The organism is Brachybacterium avium, assembly GCF_002216795.1.
GTDB classification, from domain to species: domain Bacteria; phylum Actinomycetota; class Actinomycetes; order Actinomycetales; family Dermabacteraceae; genus Brachybacterium; species Brachybacterium avium.
The window spans coordinates 3,234,497-3,256,335 of the sequence record NZ_CP022316.1; the positions used below are offsets into that span (position 1 = coordinate 3,234,497).

18 protein-coding genes and 1 tRNA gene are annotated in these 21,839 nt (G+C 71.3%); 13 read left to right on the top strand and 6 right to left on the bottom strand.

All coding sequences use genetic code 11. The features are described 5' to 3' along the window. Positions 1–30 precede the first annotated feature (30 nt). The 6 genes from CFK39_RS14500 to CFK39_RS14525 all read left to right on the top strand — a co-directional run bounded on the left by CFK39_RS14500 (position 31) and on the right by CFK39_RS14525 (position 5,319). Entirely contained in the window at positions 31–918 is an 888-nt protein-coding gene (locus CFK39_RS14500) for a hypothetical protein (protein WP_089066055.1), read from the top strand. 1 nt (position 919) lies between these two features. Further along, positions 920–2,131, top strand: a complete 1,212-nt coding sequence (locus CFK39_RS14505) for an alanine racemase (protein ID WP_089066056.1) — start codon at positions 920–922, stop codon at positions 2,129–2,131. An 81-nt stretch (positions 2,132–2,212) separates the two neighbouring features. Next, positions 2,213–3,523 (top strand): D-arabinono-1,4-lactone oxidase, encoded by a 1,311-nt coding sequence (locus CFK39_RS14510; RefSeq protein ID WP_089066057.1) that lies wholly within the window; start codon positions 2,213–2,215, stop codon positions 3,521–3,523. Between the two features lie 85 nt (positions 3,524–3,608). Continuing rightward, positions 3,609–4,502, top strand: coding sequence for an inositol monophosphatase family protein (locus tag CFK39_RS14515; protein ID WP_089066058.1), 894 nt, complete (start codon positions 3,609–3,611; stop codon positions 4,500–4,502). Positions 4,503–4,611: 109 nt separating this feature from the next. Further along, positions 4,612–4,684: transfer RNA gene (locus CFK39_RS14520), tRNA-Ala, on the top strand. Between the two features lie 92 nt (positions 4,685–4,776). Further along, positions 4,777–5,319 carry an STM3941 family protein gene (locus tag CFK39_RS14525; protein WP_089066059.1) on the top strand — a complete coding sequence of 181 codons (543 nt, stop codon included), beginning with the start codon at positions 4,777–4,779 and terminating at the stop codon, positions 5,317–5,319. A gap of 76 nt (positions 5,320–5,395) precedes the next feature. Here CFK39_RS14525 and CFK39_RS14530 read toward each other — a convergent pair whose 3' ends face one another. After that, positions 5,396–5,743, bottom strand: coding sequence for a hypothetical protein (locus CFK39_RS14530; protein ID WP_089066060.1), 348 nt, complete (start codon positions 5,741–5,743; stop codon positions 5,396–5,398). 87 nt (positions 5,744–5,830) lie between these two features. Then, complete coding sequence (locus CFK39_RS14535; RefSeq protein ID WP_157697185.1) at positions 5,831–7,096, bottom strand: trypsin-like peptidase domain-containing protein; 1,266 nt, start codon at positions 7,094–7,096, stop codon at positions 5,831–5,833. 923 nt (positions 7,097–8,019) lie between these two features. Here CFK39_RS14535 and CFK39_RS14540 point away from each other — a divergent pair. Further along, a complete protein-coding gene (locus CFK39_RS14540) occupies positions 8,020–8,565 on the top strand; it encodes a LysR substrate-binding domain-containing protein (RefSeq protein WP_089066062.1) in 546 nt (181 codons plus the stop codon). Positions 8,566–8,663: 98 nt separating this feature from the next. Then, complete coding sequence (locus CFK39_RS14545; protein WP_089066063.1) at positions 8,664–9,137, top strand: S-ribosylhomocysteine lyase; 474 nt, start codon at positions 8,664–8,666, stop codon at positions 9,135–9,137. Positions 9,138–9,197: 60 nt separating this feature from the next. Here CFK39_RS14545 and malQ read toward each other — a convergent pair whose 3' ends face one another. Both malQ and CFK39_RS14555 read right to left on the bottom strand, forming a co-directional pair. After that, positions 9,198–11,333 (bottom strand): 4-alpha-glucanotransferase, encoded by a 2,136-nt coding sequence (gene malQ, locus CFK39_RS14550; protein WP_089066064.1) that lies wholly within the window; start codon positions 11,331–11,333, stop codon positions 9,198–9,200. Between the two features lie 152 nt (positions 11,334–11,485). Next, entirely contained in the window at positions 11,486–13,096 is a 1,611-nt protein-coding gene (locus CFK39_RS14555; protein ID WP_245822700.1) for a dolichyl-phosphate-mannose--protein mannosyltransferase, read from the bottom strand. A 76-nt stretch (positions 13,097–13,172) separates the two neighbouring features. Here CFK39_RS14555 and rsmI point away from each other — a divergent pair, with 76 nt between their 5' ends. Next, positions 13,173–14,012 (top strand): 16S rRNA (cytidine(1402)-2'-O)-methyltransferase, encoded by an 840-nt coding sequence (rsmI, locus tag CFK39_RS14560; protein WP_089066066.1) that lies wholly within the window; start codon positions 13,173–13,175, stop codon positions 14,010–14,012. A gap of 140 nt (positions 14,013–14,152) precedes the next feature. Here the strand turns inward: rsmI and rpmF are convergent, their stop codons facing one another. After that, positions 14,153–14,323, bottom strand: coding sequence for a 50S ribosomal protein L32 (rpmF, locus tag CFK39_RS14565; protein ID WP_089066067.1), 171 nt, complete (start codon positions 14,321–14,323; stop codon positions 14,153–14,155). Between the two features lie 312 nt (positions 14,324–14,635). Here rpmF and CFK39_RS14570 point away from each other — a divergent pair, with 312 nt between their 5' ends. The 4 genes from CFK39_RS14570 to CFK39_RS14585 all read left to right on the top strand — a co-directional run bounded on the left by CFK39_RS14570 (position 14,636) and on the right by CFK39_RS14585 (position 19,902). Beyond that, positions 14,636–15,610 carry a TatD family hydrolase gene (locus CFK39_RS14570; protein WP_157697186.1) on the top strand — a complete coding sequence of 325 codons (975 nt, stop codon included), beginning with the start codon at positions 14,636–14,638 and terminating at the stop codon, positions 15,608–15,610. Next, on the top strand, positions 15,607–16,494 hold the full coding sequence (gene rsmA / locus CFK39_RS14575; RefSeq protein WP_089066069.1) for a 16S rRNA (adenine(1518)-N(6)/adenine(1519)-N(6))-dimethyltransferase RsmA: 888 nt from the start codon (positions 15,607–15,609) through the stop codon (positions 16,492–16,494). The genes CFK39_RS14570 and rsmA overlap by 4 nt, the downstream gene beginning before the upstream one ends. Beyond that, a complete protein-coding gene (locus CFK39_RS14580; RefSeq protein WP_089066070.1) occupies positions 16,494–17,420 on the top strand; it encodes a 4-(cytidine 5'-diphospho)-2-C-methyl-D-erythritol kinase in 927 nt (308 codons plus the stop codon). Before rsmA ends, CFK39_RS14580 begins: the two co-directional genes overlap by 1 nt. Before the next feature lie 733 nt (positions 17,421–18,153). Continuing rightward, positions 18,154–19,902 carry an HNH endonuclease signature motif containing protein gene (locus CFK39_RS14585; protein ID WP_089066071.1) on the top strand — a complete coding sequence of 583 codons (1,749 nt, stop codon included), beginning with the start codon at positions 18,154–18,156 and terminating at the stop codon, positions 19,900–19,902. A gap of 17 nt (positions 19,903–19,919) precedes the next feature. On the opposite strand, the gene CFK39_RS14590 is transcribed toward CFK39_RS14585, so the two are convergent. Then, entirely contained in the window at positions 19,920–21,824 is a 1,905-nt protein-coding gene (locus CFK39_RS14590) for an ABC-F family ATP-binding cassette domain-containing protein (protein ID WP_089066072.1), read from the bottom strand. Positions 21,825–21,839: the final 15 nt, after the last annotated feature.

Genomic DNA, 21,839 nt, shown 5'->3' on the forward strand with positions numbered 1-21,839 from the left:
GAATCACAGGCATGTCACTAAGGTGTCCATGTGGAGTCGATCAATCTCGGAGCCGTCCTCTTCGGCATCCTGCTGCTGCTGTGGCTGGCATACGCCCTGCCGCGCACCGCGAGCCGTCGTGACGTGATGGGCCGCGCCCGCGCGGCCGACGACGCCGAGATGTCCTCCCAGGCGCGGGACCTCTCCGCGGCCGTCCACGCCCGCCGCACGTCCACCGAGGTGAACCCGCCCATGTTCCAGGACCGCCTGCTCCTGCGCCCCGCAGACCCCACCAGCCGCCCCCGCTTCGACGCCGAGCCCGGCACCCGCATCGACCCCGCCCAGGAGCGTGCGCGCTCCCGTCGCCTGCTCGCCGTCGTGCTCGGCACCCTGCTCACGGCCACTGCCGTCCTCGTCCTCCTCGCTGCGCTGCAGGTGCTGGCCTGGTGGGTGCCGGTGCTCGCCGGCGCCGGGGTCGCCGCGTACCTGATGGGACTGCGCCGGGTCGAGCTCGAGCGTCGCGCCCGGGCGACCCGCGCGACCACCCGCCAGCGCCGTCAGCGCGCCGAGGCCGAGACCGCACGGCGCAGGGAGTCCGAGCAGAGTGCGCACGCTGCGGCGCCGGACACGGGCACGGCGCCCGCCGCTCCGCTCGAGGGGGCGCCGAACGCCGCGCTCGAGGCCTCCTCCCGGCGCGCGGCGGAGCAGGTCTCCCGGCCCGGCGAGTGGACCCCCCGGCCGGTGCCCCGCCCCACCTACGCTCTGCGTGGCGAGGTCGACGACCTCGCCAGCCGCCACGCGGCCCACCGCCAGAGCATGCTCGCCACCTCCGTCCCGCTGGAGAGCGGACGCGTCGAGGAGTTCGAGGCCGTCGACGAGGACTTCGCCCCGGCGCAGGACCTCCAGCTCGACGAGATCCTCGCGCGCCGTCGGGCCTGAGATGAGTACCCGCGGAGACGTCGTCGATCTCGAGTCGCTGCTCGCCCGCGAGGGTTATCACGAGCGCCCGATCGCTGTGCTCGACCTCGACGCCTTCGACGCCAACGCGGAGGACCTCGCGCGGCGGGCTCATGGCACCCCGCTGCGAGTCGCCTCGAAGTCCCTGCGGGTCAGAGGCCTGCTCGAGCGGGTGCTGGCCCGTCCCGGATATGCCGGGATCCTCGCCTTCACCCTGCCCGAGGCCCTGTGGCTGGTCGAGCAGGGAGCCAGCGACGTCGTCGTCGCCTACCCGACCGCCGAGCGCGGGGCCCTGCGTCGGCTCGCGATGCTCCCCGCGGCGCTGGACGCCATCACGCTGATGGTCGACGAGACCGCACAGCTCGATCTGATCCTCGACGCCGTGGCCGATCTCGAGTCCCGACTGACCGAGCACCCGATCCGGATCGCCCTCGAGCTCGATGTCTCCTATGCGCCCCTTCCCGGGGTGCGCTTCGGGGCGCTGCGCTCGCCGGTCCGCAGCCCCGAACAGGCCGTCGCGCTCGCCCACCAGGTGCAGGCCCGAGCTGGTCTGGACCTGGTGGGGCTGATGGCCTACGAGGGGCACATCGCCGGGGTGACCGATGGGGCCCCCACACCGTACGGCGCAGCGGTGCGCACCATGAAGCGGCTCTCCCGCCCGGACATCGCCGCTCGCCGTGCCGAGGCGGTCGCCGCGGTGCGGGAGATCGCCGACCTCGAATTCGTCAACGGCGGCGGCACCGGGTCGATCGAATCCACCGCGGCCGAGGCTGCGGTCACGGAGATCGCCGCTGGTTCCGGACTGATCGGTCCGGGACTGTTCGACCGCTACCGGGATTTCGCCCCGCGCCCCGCCCTGCTGCTCGGGGTGAGCGTGGTGCGCCGCCCGGCCCCGGGCGTGGCGACGCTGCTCGGCGGCGGGTGGATCGCCAGCGGCGTGCCGGCGGCGGACCGTCTGCCCACCATCGCTCACCCAGCCGGGCTCGCCTTCGCCCCTCAGGAGGCGGCGGGAGAGGTCCAGACCCCTGTCGTCGGGGCCGCCGCCGAGGGGCTGCGGGTGGGCGACACGGTATGGCTGCGGCACGCCAAGGCAGGGGAGCCCGCAGAGCACTTCGCGAGCTATCTCCTGGTCTGCGGCGACGAGATCGTCGGATTCCACCCCACCTACCGCGGGGAAGGTGCAGTCTTCCTCTGAACAGTGCGGATCCGAGAGCAGTGCGGTTCCGCCCGGGATCCTGACGACCCCGACCCCCACCGAGCCCCGAAGGAGCGGCCGATGCCGGCGAGCACCATGACCCTGCGCACCTGGAGCAGAGCCGTGCGGTGGACGCCGCAGCAGGTGCTGCGGCCCACCTCCCAGGACGCAGTGGCCGCCGCAGTGCAGGCCGCCCGTGCCCGCGGCTGCACGCTGCGGATGATCGGTGGCGGCCACTCCTTCTCCGCCCTCGCCGCGACCGAGGGGATCACCCTGTCGTTGGACGGCTATCAGGGCCTGGTCACCGCGGACCCCGTCACGGGTTTGGTCACCCTGCGCGGCGGCACCCGGCTGTGGGCGGTCGCAGAGCTGCTGGCGCCCTACGGTCTCGCGCTGTCGGTGATGGGGGATATCGACCGGCAGTCGATCGCCGGGGCGATCCAGACCGGCACCCACGGCACCGGCGCCGCCTTCACCGGGTTCGCCGGCATGGTCCGCGGATTGCGGCTGGTGCTGGCCGACGGCTCGGTCGTGGACACCTCACCCAGCCAGGAGCCCGATCTCTTCGAAGCCGCCCGCCTGGGGCTCGGCAGCATCGGGGTGGTCCTCGAGGTCACCCTGCAGTGCGTGCCCGCGTACCGCCTCGAGCTGATCGAGAGCACCGAGCCGCTCGAGCCGACGGTCGGCTCCTTCCTCGCCGAGTCCTCCCGCGCGGACCACCACGAGTTCTTCTGGTTCCCCCGCACCGACCGGGCGACCGTGCGCACCATGCGGCGGCTGCCGCTGACCACTGCGCGACACCGCCCCGCCCGTGCCCTCGAGGTGCTGCAGCAGGAGGTGCTCGGCAACGGGGCCTGGGAGCTGCTGTGCCGCAGCGCTGCGCTGGTCCCGCCGCTCAGCCGGCCCGTCGCCGAGATCGCCTCGCACGTGTTCGCCGGGCCCCGGGTGGTCGGTGACTCCGCCGCGGTCTTCGCCGCGCCGCGGCGGGTGCGCTTCCACGAATCGGAATGGGCGCTGCCGGCGGACCGCTTCGAGGACGCCTTCGCGGCGCTGCGGCACCGCATCGAGGCCGAGGATGTGCGCGTCACCTTCCCGCTCGAGATCCGCCGCGCCGCGGCCGACGACGTGTGGCTGTCCACCGCCCACGAGCGGGACACGGTCTACATCGCGGCCCACCGCCACTTCACGGAGGAGCCGGGACCCTATCTGCTGATGGTGCAGCGGACCCTGGCGTCCTTCGGGGCTCGCCCGCACTGGGGAAAGATGCACTGGTTGGGCCTCCGCGAACTCACGGCGCTCTATCCGCGTCTCGAGGACTTCCGCACCGTGCGCCGGGCCGTCGATCCCGACGGACTGCTGATGAGCCCGTACCTGCGGCACCTGTTGGGCTGAGCGGGGGACGAGCCGGCGCGGCAGTCGGCTGTCCGCCGGCTGTCCGCCCGCCCGGGACCGACCGGCGCGGGCTAGCCTCACAGGGGTGAACACCTCCGCGCCCCGTACCTCACCCGCCACCGTTCCCACGCCCGCGCAGCTGCGGGACATCGCGCTCGCCGCCGCCCATGCCGCGGCCGAGTACATCCGCGGCCTGGATCGCGACGGCCTGGCTCGCGAGTACAAGACCTCCAGCCACGACATCGTCACCGAGCACGACCGCGCCAGCGAGGAGATCATCGTCTCCGAACTGCGCCGGCTGCTGCCCACCGCCCGCATCGTCGGTGAGGAGGGCGGGGAGCGCCCGGCCGAGGAGCCCTCCTCCGGTACAGCGGGGGAGGAGCCGGTGGTGAGCTTCTTCGTCGACCCCATCGACGGCACCAGCAACTTCGCCGCCGGGCTGCCGCTGTTCTGCATCTCGATCGGGGTGACGGTCGACGATGAGCTGGTCGCCGGAGTCATCGACGCCCCGGTGCTGCACCAGGTGTTCGCCGCGGCCGATGGCGACGCCACCCTCAACGGCCGCGTGATGCGCCCGCGCGCCACCAAGTCGCCGGCCGACGCCCTGGTGCTCTCCGGATTCCCCGGACAGCGGGTCGGTGCGCAGTTCCCGGACTATGCCGCGAGCTCGTTGCGCACGCTCGAGGACTCGGTCTCCGCGGTCCGGCACCTCGGCTCGGCCGCGCTCGAGCTCGCCTACGTCGCGGCCGGCTGGGCCGATGCGACGGCGCTGACCGCGATCAACTCCTGGGACGTAGCGGCGGGATTCCATATCCTGCGCCGGGCCGGCGGCTCGCTGCGCACCTGGCCGGGGGCCGAGGCGGTGGAGCGCCCCGACCACCTGCATCCCGCCTACGTGGCCTGCACCGGGCAGGAGAGGCTGGACGTGCTGGATGGTCTGCAGGAGGAGCTCCAGGAGCTGCGCACCGCGGGGCGGTGATCCCGCCCGCCCGACGGCGCGCTGTCGCTGTGACCTTCGTCAAGGCCCCGTCCTCGAGGCGACAGCTGCGCGGTGGCGATGCTAATCTGTCCAGGTCGCATCGCGGCATGGGGCTATGGCGCAGTTGGTAGCGCGTCTCGTTCGCAATGAGAAGGTCCGGGGTTCGAATCCCCGTAGCTCCACTCCGGTTCCCCCTGGTCAGCTTCATGATCAGGGGGTTCTTCCATGTCGGGGCCCATGCCGGTCGCGGCCATGCAGCCCGAGGAGAACCAGCATGAATACCCCGAAGAACGATGTCGACGCCTGGGCCGAGGCTCTCCGGCAGGGACGGACCGTCCCTTTCCGCTTCTCGCGCGGCAAGACCGTCCTGTTCATCTTCCTCTGCCTGTTCTTCGCACTGATCGGGCTGCTGATGATCGGCGCTGACGGCTTCTTCATCCCGATCGTCGGAGTGCTTGCGGTGTTCCTGTTCCTGGGCGGCGCGATCGTCCTGGTCCGTCGACTCTTCCGGCGCGCCGCGGTGCTGGAGGTCTCCACCGAGGGCATCGCGATGTCGACGGCGAAGGCCGGCACGGTCCCGTGGACCGAGATCATCGATGTGCACCCGGTGAAGATGAACTCGAACGTGTTCATCGAGATCGTCGTCTCGGAGCAGGAGGCCGAGCGCCAGGCCGCCGCCGGCCACACCGTGGCGGAGCAGGAGCTGGAGGACGGAACCCGACAGCAGGTGCTGTGGGCTCCGAACGGGCTCGCGGTCTCGAAGCCCGCGCTGTGCTCCTGGCTCGAGCAGGAGCTCACCGCCCGCCGCACCGTGTGAGAGCGACGCGCCGCGTGCGATGGCTCGCTCCGGCACCCGGCACCCGGCACCCGGCACCCGGCACCCGGCACCCGGTTCACCGACTGGTCGTCGCAGGTATCGGGCGGAACCGTCCGCCCTCGCCCCGGGGGAGCACCACGGCGCTGTCCGGGCCGATGCTCGCCACGGTGTCCTCCAGGAACTCGATGACCACGGCGAGGCCGTGGCGCGCCGCGGCATCCTCCGCCGCACGGGTGGTCGCATCGACCGCGAAGCGCAGCGCTACCCGCCCCACCCGTCGGCCAGCTACCAGCGGGGCCTCCACCTCGTGCTGCTCGACCACGTGCAGGGTGCCGAGGGCGAGCACGGCCTGCTCCAGCACATCGGAGGGGGAGCACCCGGCATGGAGCGCACCGATCGGCACGTGCAGGCGATAGCTGGGCATGGAGGAAGGGTAGAGCACGCCCCCGCAGCGAAGGATCGAGCCGCTGGGCCGTGCCTCTCAGCACCGCCCAGGTGAGAGCCGGTGATGCTATTGAGCGCACCCGATCGGGTCGCTCTCCAACCGCACCTGGTCGATGAAGTACTCCTGGAGATCATCGTCCCAGAGAAGCGCGTACGTGAGGTCCCAGTCGCTGCAGGCCTCGCCGCCCGGACCATAGTGGGGCGACTGCTCCGTGCGTAGGGTCATCCGCAGCTCGACGCCTTCCTCAGTGATCGTGCTGCCGGTCAGGGTGAGCTCCGTCCAGTACGAGGTGTCCAGCCCGCTGCTCCATTCCTCGAGGCCGCCCATGGCCTCCTGCATCTGCGGGGTGAACATCGCGAACGCGCTCTCGTAGCTCCCGGTATTGATCGCTTCTCCGTGGACCAGGACAGTGAGAGCCGCGACGATGACATCAGGATCGGAGAGGTCGGTATCAACCGTGAGCTCGAACGGCTCTGCCTCGGTGGCGCACGCGGGCATTCCGGGAGGATCGGGGTGGCCGCGCCAGCCCTCGACGAGCGGACGCGCAGCGGTATGAGAGACGGAGAAGTGCATGCCGTCGACCGGTCGGCCGAAGGCTTCGAGGAGGGTCCAGCTGTGGACACCGATCACCTCTCCGTCCCTCGTGACGATTGCTCCTCCACTATTTCCTGCGTTGGTGGGTGCGGTGATCCTGAGAAGCTCTTGTCCCGTCTCGCTCTCGTCATATCCGCTGAGGACACCGGTGACGACGGAGAATCCCCCTCCGAGCGGGAAGCCCAGCGCTGCCACGGCCGAGCCGATGGGCGCTTCCCCCTCGGCCCACGAGAACGTGTAGCCGTCCACCGGCTCGTCCAGCTGCAGCAGGGCGACGTCCGCCTCGGTGTCGAGGCCCAGGACCTGAGCGTTGCGGAGCTGCTCGTCGACCGCTGCGACGGTCGAAGTCGCGCCCTCCACCACGTGGGCGGCGGTGACGACCAGGTCCGGCGCGATGAGGAATCCACTCCCTGATCCGAGCACGTCCGGGTCGCACCCGGTCACGGTGAGGTGGACGACCCCTGAGCGGGTAGTCGCCACGACAGATTCCCATCCTTCCGGGTCGCCATCACTCTCCCCGTTCTGGGCTTTCCCTCCGCTCTCCGCTTTCCCCTCGGTGCCCGAGACGTCGTCCGCGCTGGAGTCCGACCCCTTGTTCTCGTCGCTCCCCTGCTGCTCGCCACCCGGCGGCTCCTGCACATCCAGCGGGGTCGTGAAGCCCGGGATGCATCCGGTGAGGGCGAGGACGGCAGTGGCCGCGATCGCGGCAAGACGTCCGCCGAGGTATTCGGTAGTCATGGGTGGCCCCATTCGCTCGGATGGAGCAGCTCTGCTCCGCAGTCGGAGGATCCGTAGCGGAAGAATAGGACAAATCCGCATGAAGCGGAATAGTCTCGCGAGCGGGAACCTGAGCTCCCGATGGCCGCGCTCTCGGTGCGCCCAGCCCGCTTCTCTCCCACAGGAAGCCGTGTGACCTCGTGGGAGGAGGCGGCCATGACTCGAGCATCTTCCTGATCCACGCCGTCCGCGCCTCACCGCTCATGTGGAAGAACGCTGCGCCGCCTGCGCGGACGCGGCTGCGAGGACCTCGAGCACGTCGCCCAGGAACTCAACGGCCGCCCACGCAAAACGCTCGACTGGGATACCCCAGCCGAGCGTCTGCGTGATCTACTGACAGTCACTTAACCATCAGGTGTTGCGAGGACCCCTAGAAACCGCCAGTCCCGGGAGGGCGTTCTGCTGTGCGCGGCGGGAAGAGGCGATCCGGGGACGGTGCCCACCGACCGTGGGCTCTCAGGTCGGGTCGGTGGCGGAGCCGTCGGCCGGGCGGTCTCGGTCCTCGGATCGCCGCTCGTCGTGAGCGGGGCGTCCTCGGGGTCGGCGTACCCGAGCGCCTCGGCTGCGGCCGTGTCGTCGTCGGCCTCGTCGGGGCTGCGGTCCGGGTCGAGGGCGTCGTCCCTGCTGTCGTCCGACGGGATGAGGGGTGGTCCAGGTGGCATGCTCATGGGACGAGACTAGCGTCACATCGGCACGGGTGGGTCGCCGTGTCGACGGCCAGTGCTGTTCCGTGTGGCTGTGAGGCACCGACCTGACGGTCGGACCGCGCCGGCCATCCCCTGGGGAGTCGTCGTCACCGCTCGGCACGTCCAGGCGATAGCCGGGCATGGAGGACGAGCAGGGCGGCTCCCGACGACGCCGCGCGCGGGTCGTAGGCTGGGGGCATGCATCCCACCACGCTGCGCGTCGGCTTCATCCCCGGCGTCGAACCCGATCGCTTCCTGCGCCGCTGGAAGTCGGGCCGCCGCGGGGCCTGGCTCGAACTCGTCCCGATCCCGCTCTCGCGGCAGCACGAGGCATTGAGCGCGGGCGAGGTCGACATGTGCTTCGTGCGCCTGCCGCTGACCTCCGAGGAGCTGCACCTGGTGCCGCTGTGGCAGGAGCGCGCCGCGATCGTGGTCGGCACCGAGGACGCGCTCAGCCTGCTCGACGAGATCGGCCCGGAGGACCTGGAGGGGGAGACCGAGATCCCCGCCACCCATGCCGATGACGCCGCCGAGCGGATCGCGACCGCCGCCACCGGGGTCGGCTTCACGCGCGTGCCGCTGTCGGTGGCGCGCCTCCACCACCGCAAGGATGCCGTCGTGCGCCCGCTGCGGGAGGGCGAGCCCACCCGCATCGCCCTGGCCTGGCCCCGGGAGGCTGATGATCCTGTGCGCCAGGAGTTCGTCGGCGTTGTGCGCGGCCGCACCGCCCGCTCCAGCCGCTGAGCAACCCCGCAGCCCCGCCGGTCTCCCGATCCCGGGACCACCGACATACCACCGATAGATCACCCACCGATAGATCACCGATCCAAGGAGCATCACCGATGACCGAGCAGCCCCGCATGAACGTCGAGAGCTTCAACCTCGACCACCGCACCGTCGCCGCGCCCTACCTGCGCATCGCCGATCGCAAGGAGCTGCCCGGCGGCGACGTCCTGACGAAGTTCGATGTGCGCTTCACCCAGCCCAACGTCGAGCATCTGGACACCGAGACCGTCCACTCGCTCGAGCACATGATGGCCGAGCACATGCGCAACCACTCCGGCGACGTCCTGGACGTCTCGCCGATGGGCTGCCGCACCGGCTTCTACGTGCTGCTGGTCGGCGATCACACCGTCGAGGGCTTCGCCCCCGTCCTCGAGGCCACCCTGCGCGATCTGCTGGCGGCCGACGAGGTGCCCGCCGCCAATGAGGTCCAGTGCGGCTGGGGAGCCCACCACAGCCTCGAGGGCGCGCAGACCGCCGCTCGCGAGTTCCTCGACCAGCGCTCGGTGTGGGACCAGGTCACCGCGGACTGACCGTGCACGCGAGCTGAGGGCGGATCCCGCCGACCGCGCCGCGGATCGGCCGATCGCGCGTCAGCGCCGTCCCAGGCCCTCGCGCACCGCCATCAGCAGGCGTGCGGTGCGCTCGTCGGTCGCGATGTCGTCGATCGAGACCGGGGCCCCGGCGGCATCCGCCAGCGGGATCCGCCAGTTCGGGTACTCCTCGTCGGTGCCCGGCTGGTTCTGGATGCGCCGCTCGCCCACGCAGTCCACGAGCGAGACGCCCAGCAGCATCGACGGGGTGCGTGCCAGGTGGCGGTGCAGGGCGAGCACCGTCTGCTCGATGTCCGGCCCGTCCTCGCCGCGGGCGGCCAGCAGGCCTTCCCGGCGCAGCAGGTCGAGCACCTGCTCGCGTCCGGCGGCGTCCGCCTCGAGCTCCTCGTCCAGGTCCCGCTCCAGCAGACCCAGCTCGTGGCGCAGGGCGACGTGGTCACCCGCCAGGTAGCCCGCCGTGGGTGGCAGGTCGTGAGTGTTCACTGAGGCCATGCACAGAGCCCGGTAGTCCTCCGCCGGCAGCGGGTCCCCCTCGCCGTCGTACTCGAACCAGAGGATCGAGGTGCCCAGGATCCCGCGGTCCACGAGGTAGTCGCGCACCCACGGCTCGAAGGTGCCGAGGTCCTCGCCGACCACCAGGGTGCCCGAGCGCTGCGCCTCCAGGACCAGGATGCCGATCATCGCCTCATGGTCGTAGGAGACGTAGGCGCCGTCGGCCGCCTCATGACCCTCCGGGATCCACCACAGCCGGAACAGCCCCAGCACGTGGTCGATCCGCAGCGCGCCGGCATGGCGCATGAGCGTGCGCAGCATGTCCCGCCACGGCCGGTAGCCGGCCTCGCGCAGATGCTCGGGATGCCACGGCGGCTGGTGCCAGTTCTGGCCCTGCTGGTTGTACTGATCGGCCGGAGCACCGACAGCGGCGCCGTCGGCGAGCACCCCCTGCAACCGCCAGGAGTCCGCGCCGATCTGTTCCACCCCGACGGCGAGATCATGCATGATCCCGATCCGCATCCCGGCATCGCGGGCCGCGGCCTGGGCGGCGCTCAGCTGCTCGTCCAGCAGCCACTGCGTCCAGATATGGAAGTCGATCCGTCCGGGCAGCTCTCGACGAGCCTGCTCGAGGATGGCCTGGTCGAGGTCCTGCAGGCAGGCCTCGTCGGCCGTGCCGCGCACCGACTCCGCGATCGCGCACCACAGTGCGAAGTCCTCCAGGCCCTGACCCTCGCGGGCGCGGTAGGCATCCAGCAGCGCCCTGCGCCCCGCGGTCAGCGGCACCGCGAACAGCTCCTCGAGGGCCTGCAGCTTCACGGCCAGCACCTCGTCGCGCTCGAGCCGGTCCACGCGATCGTTCCAGCCGGAGACCTGCTCGCGCAGCAGCCCCACCCGCTGGCGGGAGAAGTCGGTGAGCTCGCGGTACTCGGGCACGTCCTCGATGCGCAGGTACAGCGCACTGGTGAAGCGGCGGGTGACCGGGAGGTACGGGGAGGGTTCGACCGGCGGGGTCGGGTAGGAGGCGTGCAACGGGTTCACCAGCAGGAAGTCTGCGCCGTGGTGGGCACCGCTGATCGCGGCGAGATCGCGCATATCGGCGAGGTCGCCGATACCCCAGGAGCGCTGTGAGCGGACCGAGTAGAGCTGTGCTTGGAGCCCGAAGGCCCGCTTCGCGGCGAACTCCCGGTGCACGGTCACCCGCGCCGGGGTCACCACCACATCCGCCTCGGAGGGGCCCTGTGAGGTCTCCGCGACCAGCCGGTGCCAGCCCAGCGGCAGCCCGGCGGGCAGGTGGAAGCGGGCCCGGCCGCGCAGGGTGCCGTCCAGATCGTACGGGGCGGTGTGGTCCTCGGCCTGCGCGAGATCCCGGCGGTCGCCGTCCTCGAGCAGCAGGTGGGCCCGGACCGTGGTGCCGTGGTCGACATGGACGGGCACCGTGGTGGCGGCGTCCTCGCGCAGCACCGTCACCGGTGGCAGGGTGCGGGCCCAGGGTGCGCGCTCGCGCTCGCGCCGCACGGCCTCGATGTCCTGGTCGCAGGCCACCGGTGCACCGAGCGCGGTGAGGATCGCGTGGAGGGTGTCAGCAGCGACATCCTTCAGCGTGCCGTCCCACCCCCAGTACCGAGTGCTGACGCCGAGGTCGCGGGCAAGATCTCGCAGCGCTGAGGAATCTGGGGACATGAGGCAAGCGTAGCGGGCCGGGGGAGAGGTCGAGCGTGTCCGTCCGCGGGGTCCCGGTCCTGCGCGCGCGCCACAGACCGAGCGACTGCGCCGTCGGCCGCGCGATCACGGGATCGTGACCTCGACCGCGCCACCGACAGGGCGCGCCGCAGTCAGGTCCAGGACGGCAGCCACATGCGGTAGCGCCACTGCTCCAGATCGAGCACCTGCCCGGTCCAGACGGGCCAGAAGAACGCCGAGACGAGCACGATCAGCACCAGCAGCGAGCCGACGAACAGCCCGCCGGCGAGCCGGCGCTCCCGCTCGGCGCCGGCGGAGCCGATCACCAGCGCCATCACGTACGCCAGGCACAGGATCAGCCACGGCGCGAAGGCCACGCTGTAGAACGTGAAGATCGTCCGCTCGCTGAAGAACAGCCACGGCACATAACCGGCGAGGATCCCCGACAGCGCCGCCCAGGCACGGCCGTCCCGCCGCACCACAGCGAGCACCAGCGTCACCAGGACCGCGAGGGTGCCCAGCCACCAGATCAGCGGGTTGCCGACCGAGAGGATGTGCGCCCCGCATTTGGCGACCTCGCAGCCGTGCTCGCCGTAGTCGTAGGAGCGGTAGTAGAAGTTCGTGGGCCGCAGCTGCAGCAACCAGCCCCACGGGTTCGCCTCATAGGGGTGCTCGGTGTCCAGCCCGACGTGGAAGGTGTAGGCCTGGACGTGGTAGAGCCACAGCGACAGCAGCGAATCCAGGATGCCGTTGCCGGTGGCCATGCCCTCCTCTGCCGCGAGGTGACGGTTGTATCCGATGGCGGAGACGAACCAGCCGGTCCAGGAGGCCACGTAGGTCACCAGCGCCGTCCCCACGATGGCGAAGAACGCAGGGATCGCGTCCCTCACCAGCGCGCCGAGGAACCAGTCTCGCTGAGCGGCGGTGCGCCGGGCCCACCAGTCCCACAGCACCGTCATGATCCCGAAGACTGCCACGAAGTACAGCCCCGACCATTTCACCGAGCAGGCCATGCCCAGCAGCAGGCCCGCCAGCAGTCTCCACGGACGCAGCCCGCCGGAGATCCCGAGCCGGACCGGCGCCTCGGAGCTGGTGTGCATGCGCGCGCTCGCCAGCGCGAGCCGTTCTCGGAAGCGATCCCGGTCGATGAGGAGCGCACCGAAGGCGGCCAGTGCGAAGAACATCAAGAAGGGGTCCAGCAGGCTGGTGCGGGAGTGCACCAGATGCACGCCGTCGACCGCGAGGAGCAGGCCGGCGATCAGGCCCGCGGTGGTCGAGCGGAACAGTCGCCGCCCGATCCGGGCCAGGAGCAGCACCGCGATCGAGCCCAGCACCGCCGAGGAGAAGCGCCAGCCCCAGGGGGAGTCCGCCCCCAGCAGCATCATGCCGCCGCCGATCAACCACTTGCCCAGCGGCGGATGGACCACGTAGGCGCCCTCGGGCTCGTAGGTGTCCACGTCCCCGGCCTCGAAGGCGGCGTCCGGTTCGTCGGGCCAGGACATCTCCACCCCCTGCTGGGTGAGGGTGTAGCCGTCCTTGACGTAATAGGTCTCGTCGAAGATCAGCTCATCGATCGACCCCAGGCCCCACAGCCGCAGCACCAGGGCGAGGCCGAGAACGGCCATCGCGCCGGCCCAGGCGATTCGCGAGAAGGGCAGGTCGAAGGTCCGCAGCCGTCGTCGGTATGAGGCGAGCACCGCATGCGGCTCGTCGTCGACGGCAGCTCGGTGCGCGCGGGCTGTCGCTTCCTCCTCCGTGGGCACCCGCACATGCTAGGTCATCGACCGGGGGCACCCGGGCGGCTGCGCTCGACCGGGCGGGTATCGCTAGCATGGCGGGATGCTCGAGCCCGGAGTCCTCACCCTCGCCGCCACCCCTATCGGGAATCCGCTGGATGCCTCGGTGCGTCTGATGCGAGCTCTCGGCGAGGCGGACCTGATCGCCGCCGAGGACACCCGGCGGCTCCACCGCCTGGTGCGGGAGCTCGAGGTGGTCACCCACGGCACGATCCTCTCTTATCACGAGCACAACGAGGTCGAGCGCACCGGCATGCTGCTCGAGGCGTTGGCGGCGGGGCAGCGGGTCCTGATCGTCACCGATGCCGGCATGCCCGTCGTCTCCGATCCGGGCTTCCGTGCGGTGCAGGCCGCGACCGGGGCCGGACACCGGGTGACGGTGATCCCCGGCCCCTCCGCCGTGCTGACGGCGCTGGCGGCCTCGGGCATAGCCCCGGACCGCTTCACCTTCGAGGGCTTCCCGCCGCGGAGGGAGGGCCGACGGGCCGGCGCGCTCGAACCGCTGGCGACCGAGCAGCGGACGATGGTGTTCTTCGAATCGCCACGACGCACTGCCGCGACCCTCGCCGCGATGGCGGAGGCCTTCGGCGCCCAGCGCCCGGCCGCCGTGGCCCGCGAGCTGACCAAGACCTACGAGGAGATCCGGCGCGGCACCCTCGCCGAGCTCGCCATCTGGGCGGAGGAGGGCGAGGTGCTGGGCGAGGTGGTGATCGTCGTGGCGGGCGCAGAGCCCGTGGCGGCGAGCGCGGAGGACCTGGTCGACCAGGTGCTGGCCCGGGCGGCGGCGGGGGAGCGGCTCAAGGCTGCGGCGAAGGAGGTCGCCCGGCCCCATGCAGGCATCGGCGCGAGCGAACTCTACGACCTGGCCCTGCAGAAGCGCTGAGACGGCGGTGGTGTCCCCGGCGCGCAGAGCCCGTCGGAAGCAGGGATCTCTTAGGATCCCGCACGCATGACGACGCCCCCGTCACCGAGTGGCGGGGGCGTCGTCGAGCATGCTGTGGTGCGGGCAGTGCCCGCGGCGGATCAGTCCTCGATCTCGAGGAGACCGCGCTGGTACGCCTTCGCGAGGCGACGCGGCACGGCGGCGGTGCGGCCGCGGACCGTGACCTGCACGAGGTCGGGGTTGTTGGCCTTCCACTGCGAGCGACGGGAATGCGTGCGCGCACGGGACATCTTGAACTTGGGCACTGCCATGGGACGCTCCTTGACGGTCCGGAGGGTGAACGAGCGTTGGCATCCGCCCGAGCAGCGACCCGAACCCGGTCCAACGGAATCGGGGCGCTCGGGTGCACGAAAGGACGCGCAACGACGCCCCATCTTGCCACATCCCCTGGATCTCCGCGCCCTCCAGGCCTGCTCCGTGCCCGTGAGCTATCACACCGCCCGCGGCCCGATCGGTACTGATCGCGTCGTCAGGGGCGCAGCGACGGGCACGTTCCGGTCACGGCCCGGGGGTGCAGAGCCCCCGTGGTCCGGCGCGCCCGTGGCCCCTCCTACCATGGTCGCATGTCGTCACCGCACGAGACCCCGCCCGGACCCGCCGCCCCGTCACCGGTGCGCGACCGCGAGGACATCGACCCCCGTGGGAAGAAGCGCGACCGCTCCTGGCCGCCCGCGCCCGAGCCGCTGCCCTTCCCGGTGATCGACAACCACTGCCATCTCGACTTCGCCGACGGGGATGAGCAGCTCAGCATCCACGACCACGTCGCCCGGGCCGCGGCCGCCGGCATCGATGCGCAGATCACCATCGGCTCGGATCTCGAGGCCGTGCGATGGACAGCCGCGCTGCTCGCCTCTGCGGACTGCCCGCCCTCTCTGCGCGGAGGCGTCGCCGTGCACCCCAACGAGGCCGCCCTCCACGTCCGCGGGCGCGACCATCAGGGCCGGGAGCTGGTGGGGCTCGACGAGGCGATCGGTGAGGTCTCCGCACTGCTGCGCGGCCCCGGGATGGTCGTGGTGGGGGAGACGGGACTGGACTGGTTCCGCACCTCGCGGGAGGACGAGGCGGCCCGCACAGCCCAGATCGACTCGTTCCGCGCGCATATCGCACTGGCCAAGGAGCTGGACCTCCCGCTGCAGATCCATGACCGCGACGCCCACCGGGACGTGCTCGAGGTGCTCGAGGCCGACGGCGCTCCGGAGCGGACCGTCTTCCACTGCTTCTCCGGCGATGCCGAGTTCGCCCGCGAGTGCGTGGACCGGGGCTGGTTCCTCTCCTTCGCCGGTACCGTCACCTTCAAGAACGCCGCGGACCTGCGCGGCGCGCTGGCCGAGGTGGGCCTCGGCCAGGTCATGGTCGAGACCGATGCACCCTTTCTCACCCCGGTGCCCTACCGGGGCCGCCCGAACTCCTCGTACCTGATCCCGCTCACCATGGCGACGATCGCCGAGGTGACCGGCACCGACCTCGAGCAGGCCTGCCGCACGATCCGGACCACCACCCAGGACGTGTACCGCTGGCCCGAGGGCGTGCCCGCATGACCGGCGCTGATGCGGGGACCTCGGGGATGCTGCTGACCGCTCGCGACATCCGCGAGCTCGCCGAGACCGCGGGTATCCGTCCCTCGAAGCAGCGTGGACAGAACTTCGTGATGGATCCCAACACGGTCCGTGCCATCGTGGGCCGTGCCGGGCTGGAGCCGGGCCAGGCCGTGCTCGAGGTCGGACCGGGTCTGGGATCCCTCACCCTGGGTCTGCTCGAGGCCGGGACCGAGGTGGTCGCCGTCGAGCTGGATCGGGGCCTGGCCGAGCTGCTCCCGCTCACGCTCCGCGCCCGCGGCGTCGAGGAGGACCGCTTCCGACTCGTGCACGCCGACGCTCTGCAGATCGCCGAACTCCCCTCGCTGCCGCACGCCGGCGAGCCGACGGCGCTGGTCGCGAACCTCCCGTACAACGTCGCCACGCCCATCCTGCTGACGATGCTCGGGCGCTTCCCCTCCGTGCGCACCGCCCTGGTGATGGTGCAGTCCGAGGTGGTGGATCGCCTCACCGCAGGCCCGGGATCACGCACCTACGGCGGGCCCAGCGTGAAGACCGCCTGGTACGGCCGGGCCGTGCACGCGGGCAGGATCTCCCGGCAGATCTTCTGGCCGGTCCCCAACGTCGACTCCGCACTGGTCGAGCTGGTGCGGCACGAGCAGCCGCTCGGCACCGACGCCGAGCGGGAGGCGGTGTTCGCCGTCGTCGACGCCGCCTTCGCCCAGCGGCGCAAGACGCTGCGGGCCGCGCTGGCCGGCTGGGCGGGCTCCGCGGCGCGATCCGAGGAGATCCTGCGCAGCGCCGGCATCGACCCGGGCGCCCGCGGCGAGACCCTGGGCATCGAGGAGTTCCGCGCGATCGCCCAGGCGGAGAGGGAGATCTGCTGATGCCGCCCGCGCGCCGGCGGGTGGTCGTGCGCGCCCCCGGGAAGATCAACCTCTCCCTGGGGGTCGGCGCCGTCGATGACCGCGGCTACCACGCCCTGGCCACCGTGTTCCAGGCGGTGGATCTCTACGAGACGATCAGCGCCACCCGAGCCGACGGGATGAGCCTCGAGGTCCATTCCGAGGTGCCGGGGGAGATGCCGCTGGACGAGTCCAACCTGGCCCTGCGAGCGGCGGAGCTGCTGCGCACCGAGTTCGATCTCCGTGACGGCGCCGCGCTCCACATCCACAAGCAGGTCCCGATCGCGGGGGGCATGGGAGGGGGGTCGGCCGATGCCGCCGCCACCCTGGTCGCCCTGGATCGACTCTGGGGCCTGGGGCTGGGCAGTGATGGCCTGCGGCAGCTCGGCTCCCGGCTCGGTGCCGACGTGCCCTTTGCGATGCTCGGTCACACGGCGCTCGGCCGGGGCAACGGCGCGGATCTCACCACGGTGCTCACCCACGGGGAGTGGACCTGGCTGCTCGCCGTCCCCGGTGGTCATCTCTCCACCCCCGAGGTGTTCCGCCGGTTCGACGAGATCGCCGCCAGTGGCGGGCGCACCCCGGCCACGCAACCCACGATCGACGAGCGTCAGCTCCAGGCCCTCAGCGGCGGCAATGTCGAGCTGCTCGCCGACACCCTGCACAACGACCTGCAGGCCGCCGCCTTCGCCCTGCACCCGGGGCTGGAGCCCGTCGTCGAGGCCGCTGAGCAGCATGGCGCCCTGGCGGCGCTGGTCAGCGGCTCGGGCCCGACGGTCGCGGTGCTGGTGGAGGGCGAGGCGCAGGCCCGCTCGATCGCGGCCGGGCTGATGAGCGAGGCGCTGGTGGAGTCGTGCCTGGTGGCCCGGGGGTCCGCGCCGGGAGCGAGCGTGCTCGAGGAGGAGTGACTCCGCGATCCCCGGTGTCGGAGGGCTCGGTCTTCCTGCGGTGGATGGCCGGAATCGCGACCACCGGCCCGACCTCTCTCATCGGACGTGCCGAACCTCCCCGAAGAGACGACGACGGGTGAGCGCCCCGGAGGAGTCGGCGAGGGCGCGGCCGCGATGTCCGGGGCTCCGCCGAAATGTCTCGGTGCGCTGGCAGGAGGCGATTCAGGAATGTCTGCGCGGGATCTCTCCACTCTTCCCGAACGGATTGCTGAGGCTGCTGGGTGGCGTCATTTCGTGGGAGGGACAGATGTGACCTCATGAGCCCTGCGGAATGTTCAGTAGCGGTGTGCGCGGACTGCACAGAGGGGTGCTCTTGCCGGCGCTGAGCACATGGGTGGCAGACGGGGGATCGCGGACCCTCGGCGACCCGCCCCCGGAGGGTCAGGTCTCGCTCCTTCTGCCGATCCTGCTCCTGTGCATGCTCTGACGTGCACATCGTCCCCACGCCGGCTGCGCTCTCGCTCGCGATAGAGGCTCGCGGCCGGTCGCGCCGTCGCCCCTCGAAGACTCCTCGGGACTCGTGCGAGACGCAGCATTCGAGGGGCTTCTGCGTGGTCACCTGAACGTTGAGGGGTGGTAGGGGCGAATCACCTTTCCTCCCCAGTGGAGGTTATCCACAATGAGCAGCTACTCATGAGTAGGATCCACAGAGATCTTCCCTTCATCGAATCTCTGTGCGAAAATATGAGGCATGGCACGTGAATCGTACGAGGGCGAGGAAGCACCGGGAGCCGGTCACGACGCTCCCGGGATCGTGCCGTTGCGTGCGACCTCGGGGAGCGGTCCCGAGGGGTCGATCGCGGCGTCGGTGGGGCCCGGAGTGCGCAGCGCGCTCTCGATCGACGCAGGTGTCGGCGAGCTCCGGATCGGTGACGTCGACGTGGCTGCGGCGCGCACCGTGCTCGCCCGGCTCGGGGCCGACGGCGCCCCCTCGCTGGATCGGCTGTCGGCCACGGAGGCGATCGCAGTGCTGTCCGGGCTCCAGGAGCTGTCCGGGGCGGTGGCCGCGGTCCAGGCACGGGCGCTGATCCGGTTGGAGGAGGCGGTCACGGAGGACTGCCGGCGTCGTGAGGAGACGCCGAAGCAGGCGCTGAAGATCGCACGGTCCGAGGTCTCGACGGCGCTGAAGCAGTCCCGGTCCTGCGCCGGTCAGTCGATGGCCACCTGCCGTCGTCTCGTCCGCTCGATGCCCGGCATGCTCACCGCGCTCGCCCGCGGGCAGATCGTGCCCGGCTCCGCGCACAGGGTGGGGCGCACGATGGCGCCGGCGAGCCCCGAGCAACGCGCGCAGGTCGATCAGATCCTCACCGCCCACCTGCCCTACCTCGAGGACTGCGGTCCGGAGGAATGGGGCGGGGAGGCGGAGAAGGTGCTGCACGGCCTGGATCCGGACGGCGCCGCTGAACGACATCGCACGGCGAAGAGGGACCGCAGCGTCACCGTGCGCCGCGGTGAGCACGGCATGTGCACTGTCACCGCGCGCCTGGCCGGGCTCGACGGCGCCCGCCTCCGCAAAGGGCTCTCGATCGCTGCGGAGAAGGCCCGCGCTCATGGTGATCGGCGGGGCCATCAGCAGATCATGGCGGACCTCTTCGCCGACGCACTGATCGGCCGCGGCGAGGGGATCGATCCGTCCACGCTGGAGATCGGCGTGATCATCACCGACCGCTCCCTCCTCGCCCCCGATCACGCCGATGCCGCCACCATCGAGGGCTACGGCGCGGTGCCCTTCGAGCACATCCGCGAGGAGATGCGCGAGGCGATGACGCCCGTCGAGGAGGATCCGGAGCTCGTGATGACCCTGCGCCGGCTCTATACCGACCCGGAGGACGGCCAGCTCGTCGCTGTCGAATCCACTGCCCGCAGCTTCCCGCCGGCGCTCGCCCGCTTCCTCCGGTTCGCCCACCAGACCTGCCGTGCGCCCCACTGCGATGCGAGCATCCGCCAGAACGACCACATCGTCCCGTGGTCGCAGGGTGGCCCCACCTCCCTGGACAACGGCAACGGACTCTGCGCCGCGGACAACCAGAAGGAGGAGTCCGGGCAGAGGGCACGCGTCGTCCGTGACGAGAACGGGAAGCGCCGCACCGTCGAATGGACCACCCGCTACGGGCAGACGTCCCACCGTCGCGGCATCAACGTCGACCCGGTCGGCACGGGGGCGAGACTGCTGCGCCGAGCTGACGGCACGGCTCGCTCCAGTCCCCGCCCCGGCTCCCGCCCACCCGATGGCGAACCGGATGGCTCACTCCGCCGCGCTCTCGCGCTGCTCGATCCGCGACCGGTGGTGCGAGATCACCGCAGGGAACCCCCTCTCAAGGAGCCTCGACACAGGGAATCTCACCGCCTCGCGTCGCGGCGCCGGGATCACGTCTTCTTCCCGCACGTCACGCTCATCGCCGACCGGCCATGGCGCGGTCTCGAACCCGGCGCGGCCTAGCGTGAGGGCGGATCCGCTCAGCCGAGCAGCTCCGACAGCTCCAGCCAGCGTTCCTCGAGGCTCTCGATCTCGCTCTCGACCTCGCGCAGCTGTGCGGTGATCTCCGCGAGGCCCACGTAGTCGGACTGGTCGTGGTCGGCCAGCTTCGTGTGCAGGGACGTCGTCCGCTGCTCGAGCTTCTGCATCCTGCGCTCCACGGCCCCGAGCTCCTTCTGCGCCGCATGCGACTCCGGCCCGGAGAGGGTCGGCGCCCCCGCGGCCGACGAGCCGGCTGCGGCGTCTGACGCCGGCGACCGGCCGGAGCCGCCGGAACCGCCACCGACCGCGCCCGCGCCACTCGCGCCGCGGGAGCTGCCGGGACTGCCGGAGCCTCTACCGCTTCCCGCCGCCCCGGATGCCGGTACCGCGCCCTTGCCCGCCCCCGCAGCCCGCAGCTCCAGGTACTGCTCCACCCCGCCCGGCACGTGCCGGACCGTTCCGTCGAGCACCGCGTACTGGATGTCGGTGACGCGCTCCAGGAGGTACCGGTCATGGGAGACCACCAGCAGCGGACCGGGCCAGGTGTCCAGCAGGTCCTCCATCGCCGCGAGCATGTCGGTGTCCATGTCGTTCGTCGGCTCGTCGAGCACCAGGATGTTGGGCTCGTCCAGCAGGGTCAGCAGCAGATCCAGGCGTCGCTGCTGACCGCCCGAGAGCGCCCCGACCTTTACCTTCTGATGCGCAGCGGTGAACCCGAGCCGCTCGAGCAACTGCCCGGGCGTGACCTCGTCCTTGCCCGAGCGGAACGTGGTGCGGTACCTGCCCACCACATCGCTGACCCGCGAGTCCAGATGCTCCTGCAGGCCCTCCAGCTGCTGGGTCACCTGCCGCACGGTGACGGTCTTGCCCTTCTTGACCCGACCGGCCTGCGGCTCCAGATCTCCCGTGATCAGGGCCAGCAGCGTCGACTTGCCGGCGCCGTTGGGGCCGAGCACTCCGATGCGGTCCGCAGGGCCGATATGCACGGTGACGTCCCGCAGCACCGTGACGTCCCCATAGCCGGCGTCCACGTCGAGCACATCGATCACGTCCCGGCCCAGGCGCGAGGTCGCCAGTTGCGTCAGCGCGACGGAATCGCGGACCGGTGGCTCGTCGGAGATCAGCTCGTTCGCCGCGTCGATGCGGAACTTCGGCTTCGACGTCCGGGCCGGTGCGCCGCGGCGCAGCCAGGCCAGCTCCTTGCGCATCAGGTTCTGCCGCTTCGACTCGATCGCCGCGGCCTGTCGGTCCCGCTCGACCCGCTGCAGCACATAGGCGGCGTAGCCGCCCTCAAAGGGTTCGACGACCCCATCGTGCACCTCCCACATCCGGGTGCAGACCGCATCCAGGAACCAGCGGTCGTGGGTGATGACCACGAGGCCGCCGTCCTTGGGGCTCCAGCGGCGGCGCAGATGCTCCGCGAGCCAGGAGATGCCCTCGACGTCGAGGTGGTTCGTCGGCTCGTCCAGCAGCAGCACATCCCAGTCGCCGACCAGCAGCTCCGCCAGATGCACGCGGCGCAGCTGCCCGCCGGAGAGTGAGGTGAGCGGCGACTCGAGATCGATGCCCTCCAGCAGACCGGAGAGCACGTCCCGGATCCGCGGGTCCGAGGCCCACTCGTACTCGGGTCGATCCCCGACCACGCGGTGGCGGACGGTGGTGTCGGCGGTCGCCTCGTCCTGCTGGCTGAGCACGCCGACGCGCACCCCGCCGCGCACGGTGACGCGGCCCTCGTCGGGCGTGGTCAGGCGAGCGAGCAGGCGGAGCAGCGTCGACTTCCCGTCGCCGTTGCGCCCTACGACGCCGATGCGATCGCCCGCATCGATGCCGACGGTGATGTCGTCCAGCAGCACGCGATCGGGCAGTGCGACGTGCAGGGACTGGGTGCCGAGCAGGTGAGCCATACGGAGAGGTCCTCG